Origin of the sequence: Microbacterium sp. MMO-10, assembly GCF_037148715.1 — a bacterium.
Taxonomy (GTDB): domain Bacteria; phylum Actinomycetota; class Actinomycetes; order Actinomycetales; family Microbacteriaceae; genus Microbacterium.
Genome location: NZ_JBBCSV010000009.1, coordinates 1 through 3438 on the forward strand (window position 1 = coordinate 1; position 3438 = coordinate 3438).

The window sequence follows — 3438 nt, forward strand, 5'->3', positions numbered from 1 at the left end:
CTCCCTCTTAACCGGCTATTCCATCCTGGATCCCTTGCGGCGACACGCCGAGCGGGGCGAGGTGCGTGATGTTCTTGGGTTGCGGGTGCAACATGTGTCGCATGACGGACAAGGAAGTCCTGCGGCTCGAGCGGCATGCCGGCGAGTGGGTGCTCGTCGGGGAGTATGCCGACCGGTTCGGGCTGGTGGACGAGTATCTCGCGCATCTGCTGGATCGGAACTATTCGCCAGCGACGGTGCGCTCGTACGGGTATGACTTGCTCGCCTTCTGCCGCTGGCTGACCGAGCAGGAACATCCTCTGGAGGAGGTCACGACCGATGACCTGCTTGGGTTCCTGAGAGCGTGTCGGGAGGCGTCGCTGCCGGGTCGGCCGGGACCGAACGCGGTTGGAATGGACGGGCGCCGACTGGATCAGTATGCGGCGACGACGATCAACCGCAGACTGGCGGCGATCTCGGGGCTGTTCACGTATGCGGGGCTGCGGGACCCTGCTCGGCGCAATCCGGTCCCGCGGGGCAGGGAGGCGCGTTGGCGGACGAGTGGCGAGCGGTCGGGGATGCTCGCTCACACCGTCCGACGCCCCGCACCGCGGTCGGCGTTGCGGCTGCGGGAGCCGCACCGGTTGCCGGTCGCGCTGTCACCGCAGGACGCGGCGACACTGGTCGGGAGCCTGCGCACCTGGCGGGATCGGGCGATCGCGGGGCTGATGCTGTGGTGCGGGCTGCGGTCTATGGAAGTCCTCGGCCTGCACGTGAAGGACGTCGATATCGGCGGCCGCTGGGTGACGGTCACCGGCAAGGGCGACAAGCAGCGTCGCGTCCCGCTGGATCCGGATGTCGCGTCGGTGATCGATGTCTACCTCCTCGCCGAACGTCCCGAGTCGGACTCCGAGATGCTGTTCCTGGTGGGGAAGGGCCCGAATCGGGGCGGCCCGTTGACGGCGGCGGGGTTGCGGACGGTGTTCCGCTACCACCGCGGGCTGACGGGGGTGACTGGTGGGCATCCGCACGCATTGCGGCACACGTTCGGGACGGTGCTGGCCGAGGCCGGCGTCGATCTCGCGGTGATGCAGGCCCTCCTCGGTCACGCGCATGTCGATACCACGGCCCGCTACGTCCACCTCGCTCCCGCTCACGTGAAGGCAGAGTTCGATGCGGCACGCGAACGCATTCGCGCTCAGCAGCGGTGACGGCGGGATCGCCTCGCTGCGAGGCGATCAACTGCGGGACGCTTATCTGCAGCATCTGACGGCGACCGGTCGCGGCAACGTCTCTTATGAGCGGGCCGCATTTCGGTTCTTCGAGACATGGCCGGACCCGCAAGATTGGGCGGCGACGCCGCTCGAGGAGCGATTGTCAGCGGGGTCGGCGACGCGTCCGGTGATCACGTTCTTGATGCTGCACGGCCGGTTGCGGCCGGGATACGACTACCTGCTGTCGCGGAAGCTGTCACCGCTTTGGCGGGAGATCCAGACCAGCCCGCTGCGGGCCGAGATCGACCGGTTCCTTGACGAGGCGGAATCGTTGGGGTTCACCGCCCGCACGCGGCTCGCGACCGGCTCCCAGGTCCCGGCACGGCTGCTGATCCAGACCGGCAGACCGATCACCGCGCTCGCCCTCGACGATCTTGAGGAGTTCACTGCGGCCTGTCGGCGCCGCGAGCAAGCCACGGGCATCTCGCACCGTCACTACCTCTCGTCGATCAGCATGGCGCACATGGTGCTGTTCCATCTCGGCGTCCTCGCTTCCCCGCCCCGCAGCGGCGGACCGGTCCCTTACGAGGAGCGGCTCGCGGAAGTCACCGCGCCGTTGCGGGCCGAGTTGGTCGGCTACCTGGAACGCAAACGCGCGACCTGCGACCGCAAGACCGTGTCGGCGATGGCGACCCGGCTGAAACACTTCGGGGTCTTCATCACCGAAACCGACCCGGCGCTGATCTCGGTGAGGGATCTGGATCGGCGGCGTCACGTCGAGCCGTTCCTGGCGTCGCTGGTCGACGCGGTCAACGACAGAGACGGCGGCCCGATCAGCATCGGCGACCGCAACCGGCGGGTCGTCGCGGTCGCGACGTTCCTCCGTGACATCACCGAATGGGGCTGGGACGCCGCCCCTCCGCGGAGGGTGCTGTTCCGTGACGACATCCCGAAGCTGCCGCAGGTGCTGCCCCGCTACCTCCCCATCGATGCCGATCGGCGGCTCACCGCGGCGCTGATTGAGCACCCCGACAACGAGCTGGCCGCGCTGGCGCTGCGGTTGCAACGCGCCTGCGGGCTGCGGATCGGGGAACTGCTCGACCTCGAGTTGGACTGCGTCCACGAGCTCGACGGGAACGGGGCCTGGTTGAAGGTTCCGCTGGGCAAGCTAGCCACCGAACGCATGGTCCCCCTTGATGACGAGACCCTCGAAGTGATCGACCGGATCACCCAGATCCGCTCACACGGCAGACCGCTCCCGCACCCGCGATACCGGCGGCCCGCGCAGTTCCTGTTCACCTACCTCGGGCGCCGCCTCACGCAGCAAGGCGTCCGCCGCGAGCTCGACCACGCCACCCAGACCGCCGGGCTCGGGCACGTCACCTCCCACCAGCTGCGGCACACCTATGCGACCGCGCTGGTCAACGCCGGCGTCTCCCTCCAGGCGCTCATGGCGCTCCTCGGCCACCAGAGCGCAGAGATGAGCCTCCGCTACGGACGCCTGTTCGACGCGACTGTCCGCGCCGAATACGAACGCGCCCTCGACCTCGCGAAACAGAACACCCCCGCCGCGACGGCAGGAGACCTGGCCGGGCGCACCCAGCTGCCACTCACAGTCATCACCGGCGGCCGCGACTGGAAAGACACCCCGCTGCTGAAGTCCCGCATGGCCGGCGGGTTCTGTCTCCGCGCGCCCGCGCAGGGAGCATGCTCCTACGCGAACATCTGCGAGCACTGCCCCTCCTACCGGCCGAACCCTCGTCCCTGCCGATCCTCGCCGCGCAACGCGTCGACGCGGCCGCGCTGGCCCGTGACGCGGAACAGCGAGGATGGATCGACGAGGCCGACCGCCATCACAAGCTCATCGCCCGCCTCGACGCTCTCATCGCCGACACGGAGACCCAGACCGGATGACCAGCCCCACGCTGAACAAGATCGAACGCGCCTGCGCCGACCTCGCCCAGGACGGCGAGCCCATCACGGTCGCTGCCGTCGCCGAGCATGCCGGAATCGCCAGGTCGACGATCTACCGCAACCCCGAACTGCGCGCCATCATCCAGCACCACAGCCGATCCGCGCCCGACGGCACGATCACCGCGATCACCGACGAACTCGCCACACTCCGCACGACCGTCCAGGCTCTCGCCGCCACCGTCCGTCACCACGACACGCAACTCCGCAGACTGACCCGCGACTGACAGCATTACCCGGCCAAAACCAGCCCCGACCTCGATTAGCCGGATAA

2 protein-coding genes are annotated in these 3438 nt (G+C 68.6%); both read left to right on the top strand.

From position 1 onward, the window contains the following. Positions 1 to 101: 101 nt before the first annotated feature. Positions 102 to 1190: a tyrosine-type recombinase/integrase gene (locus WFJ17_RS18615; RefSeq protein ID WP_336624962.1), complete on the top strand. Its 1089-nt coding sequence runs from the start codon at positions 102 to 104 to the stop codon at positions 1188 to 1190. After that, entirely contained in the window at positions 1153 to 3438 is a 2286-nt protein-coding gene (locus tag WFJ17_RS18745; RefSeq protein WP_442928005.1) for a tyrosine-type recombinase/integrase, read from the top strand. Before WFJ17_RS18615 ends, WFJ17_RS18745 begins: the two co-directional genes overlap by 38 nt.

Bases quoted from the DNA above. Each gene is read 5' to 3' on its own strand.
- WFJ17_RS18745 (WP_442928005.1), top strand. From the start codon at position 1,153: ATGCGGCACGCGAACGCATTCGCGCTCAGCAGCGGTGACGGCGGGATC.
- WFJ17_RS18615 (WP_336624962.1), top strand. From the start codon at position 102: ATGACGGACAAGGAAGTCCTGCGGCTCGAGCGGCATGCCGGCGAGTGG.